2 protein-coding genes are annotated in these 2,618 nt (G+C 68.6%); one reads left to right on the forward strand and one right to left on the reverse strand.

The window, feature by feature from the left end; genetic code table 11:
• On the reverse strand, positions 1-1,259 hold a 1,259-nt coding region (locus ELR45_RS08660; RefSeq protein ID WP_476704124.1), incomplete at its 3' end, for an ATP-binding protein.
• Positions 1,260-1,481: 222 nt separating this feature from the next.
• On the opposite strand from ELR45_RS08660, the gene ELR45_RS08665 reads away from it, so the two are divergent.
• Entirely contained in the window at positions 1,482-2,528 is a 1,047-nt protein-coding gene (locus ELR45_RS08665) for an ATP-grasp fold amidoligase family protein (protein ID WP_129665198.1), read from the forward strand.
• Positions 2,529-2,618: the final 90 nt, after the last annotated feature.

Below are 2,618 nucleotides of genomic sequence, written 5' to 3' on the forward strand. Positions count from 1 at the left end.
AACTCGGCTACCGTCGACCGGCCGTCACCGACGATGCTCGCCGGCCGGCGGTGCACCACCGACACGACCCGGCCACCCACGACGAAGAACCGATAGTCGGCGCCCGGTATATGTTTCTCGACGATGACCTGGGTATGGCCGGCGCCGGCCAACCCGGTGAGCGCGCTCTCCAGCACCGCCTCATCCTCGATGTTCGCCGTGACGCCGTCGCCTCCCTTGCCGTCCGAGGGTTTCACGACGACGGGCCAGCCCAGCGATCGAGCGAACGCCGCTGCCCCGGGCAGATCGTCGGCGGCGAACAGCCGTCCAGGCGGAACCGCCACCCCGGCCCGGCCGAGCAGCCGACGGGTGATCTGCTTGTCTCCGCAGAGCTTCGTGACATACCGGCTGGTGGACGGGCCGGTCGTGCAATGGAAACCGAACGCGCGACCGGCCGGGTCCTCGATGTGGAAGTCGACGCTGTGGAACCGGACCGTCGTGAGCCCCAGCCGGTGTGCCTCGCGTTCCAGCAGATAGCTGTCGAGCGAGTTCTTCCCGAGCGTCTCCAGCCCCAGCGGCCCATACTCGTTCCGTTCCGGCGCGGAGCCCCACGGCTCCGGAGCGGGTTCGCTGCGTCCCCAGGCGCCTCGACCCATCCACGTGACCAGCCTCGGGAGGCTGATCGGGGCGCCCAGGTCGCCCTGGGGCGACCCCGGCACCCAGCCACCGTCGGTGTCGTCATCGCCGTCCCGTGCGAGCCTGATCCGCGGCCCGCCGGGCACGTCGAAGGTGTGCGGCTGAGCGGACGTATCGTCCTCGCCACCCGCGGCGCGGACACGTGCCCGCACGACCTCGGCCGCATCCACCCGCTCCGCCCGTGCCAGCAGGTCGAGCACGGCCAGTTCCACAGCGCTGCTCAGGCACGACAACGCCGCCCGCTGTCCTCGGGTCTCCGCGGAGGGACAGGTGAGGTCCGCGAACCGCGCCACGACTGCGCCGGCCGCCTCTCGCCCCGGCGCGGAATCGTCCCCCAGGGTGGTCCCGACCAGAGTGCGCACCGCCTCGTCGAGTGCCTCGGCCACAGCGGGCGCGTTCCACGGTGACTGCACGCCGTGAGGCAGCACGGCGGTGCCTCCGCCCACGTACCGTCGGCCGCCCTGCGTCCCGCTCAAGTACGCCACGACACCCAGCCATTCCGGCCTGGTCGACCGGGGACCCGGGTCGCCGTTGGGCGCCACTTCGGTCAGCACGATTTCGGCGAGCTCCATCTCGGTTCCCACCCTCTTATCCAGGCCTGGCTATCGCGCGAGTCTGAGGACTGGCCAAGCCTACGCGACCGGAGTATCGTCCGTCCCGGTCAGGACGCGCGAAAGCAACCCGCGACCCATGTTGCACTCTTGCACGCCGGATCACGAGAATGTCATCTATGTGCATGCCCCCACGCGAGCCCGACCGGCTTTCAGGCCGACGACGATTGGACCGACAACCGGATCGGAGCGGCGATGAGTGAGGCACAACACCTCGCGCAGCTGACGACCGCCGCTCGCGATCTCGTCTCAGCGTCCATTCGCCGCCTTGCCACGCGCAAGGAGATGGGCACTCCAGAGGGCCGCGAGCGGGTGCAGAGGATTCTCGACGCCGCGCCACCCGACGCGATCGCCCATCCGCCGTTGCGAGTCATCGAACGGCACCGCTTGTCCATCCGGCGCGGCTTGTCCTTCCGGACGATCATGATCCAGCGCAGCGAGGCTCGGCATGCCGGTGTGCATGACCGCGGATGGTTGCTCGACAACAAGAACGCCGGCTACGCGTTCGCCGATGCCATTGGTGTACGCCGGCCGGCCGCCCAGCTCACCCCCTCCACCCTGGACTCCATCGAGCCGCGTCCGCCCATGGTCATCAAGCCCACCAGGTCCACAGGCGGACGCGGTGTCTTCCTCATCCAGGACGAGGACCACATCATCGATGTGCGATCGCGACAGACGTTGAGCAGCTGGGGCCAGCTCATGGACCGGGCGCGAGCGCTCATGACCAACACCACCCGGCGCGTGGGCGACCGGTGGATCACCGAAGAGCTCGTTCTCGACGAGCACGGCGCGCCTGCGCGCGACCTGAAATTCTTCGCCTTCTACGGCCAGGTCCTGTTCGTTCAGGAAATCGAGCGCCTGCCCGAGTTCCGTGCCACGTTCTGGGATCCTAACGGCCAGCCCATTCAGACCGGCAAACCCGCTTCCCTTGAGAACGGCTACGGCATCACGGCGGATCACATCAAGCTGGCCGAGCAGGTCAGCGCGGCGATCCCGCATCCGTTCATGCGGATCGACACGCTGCGCGCCAGCCCGGATGACCTCGTGATCGGCGAGTTCACCCCGCGGCCGGGACAGTTCGAGCAGTTCGACGAATCCACCGATCGACTCCTCGCCGAAGCGTGGGTCCGTGCCGAACGACGGCTGCTGGACGACGCGCTCGGCGGAAAGTCCTTCAGCTCATTCGAGGAGGCGACGTCTGGGCCGGACGGAAGTTCGACGTCCGGTACCGCCACACGTTGAGCAAGGGCGTGTCTGATGGATCTCGGCCGTAGCGAGCAGGTGCCCGGCTGGATGCCTCGCAAGGCCGAGGAGGGAGGCGCACTGGGTTTG

This window comes from Phytoactinopolyspora endophytica, from assembly GCF_004138495.1.
GTDB classification, from domain to species: Bacteria; Actinomycetota; Actinomycetes; order Jiangellales; family Jiangellaceae; genus Phytoactinopolyspora; species Phytoactinopolyspora endophytica.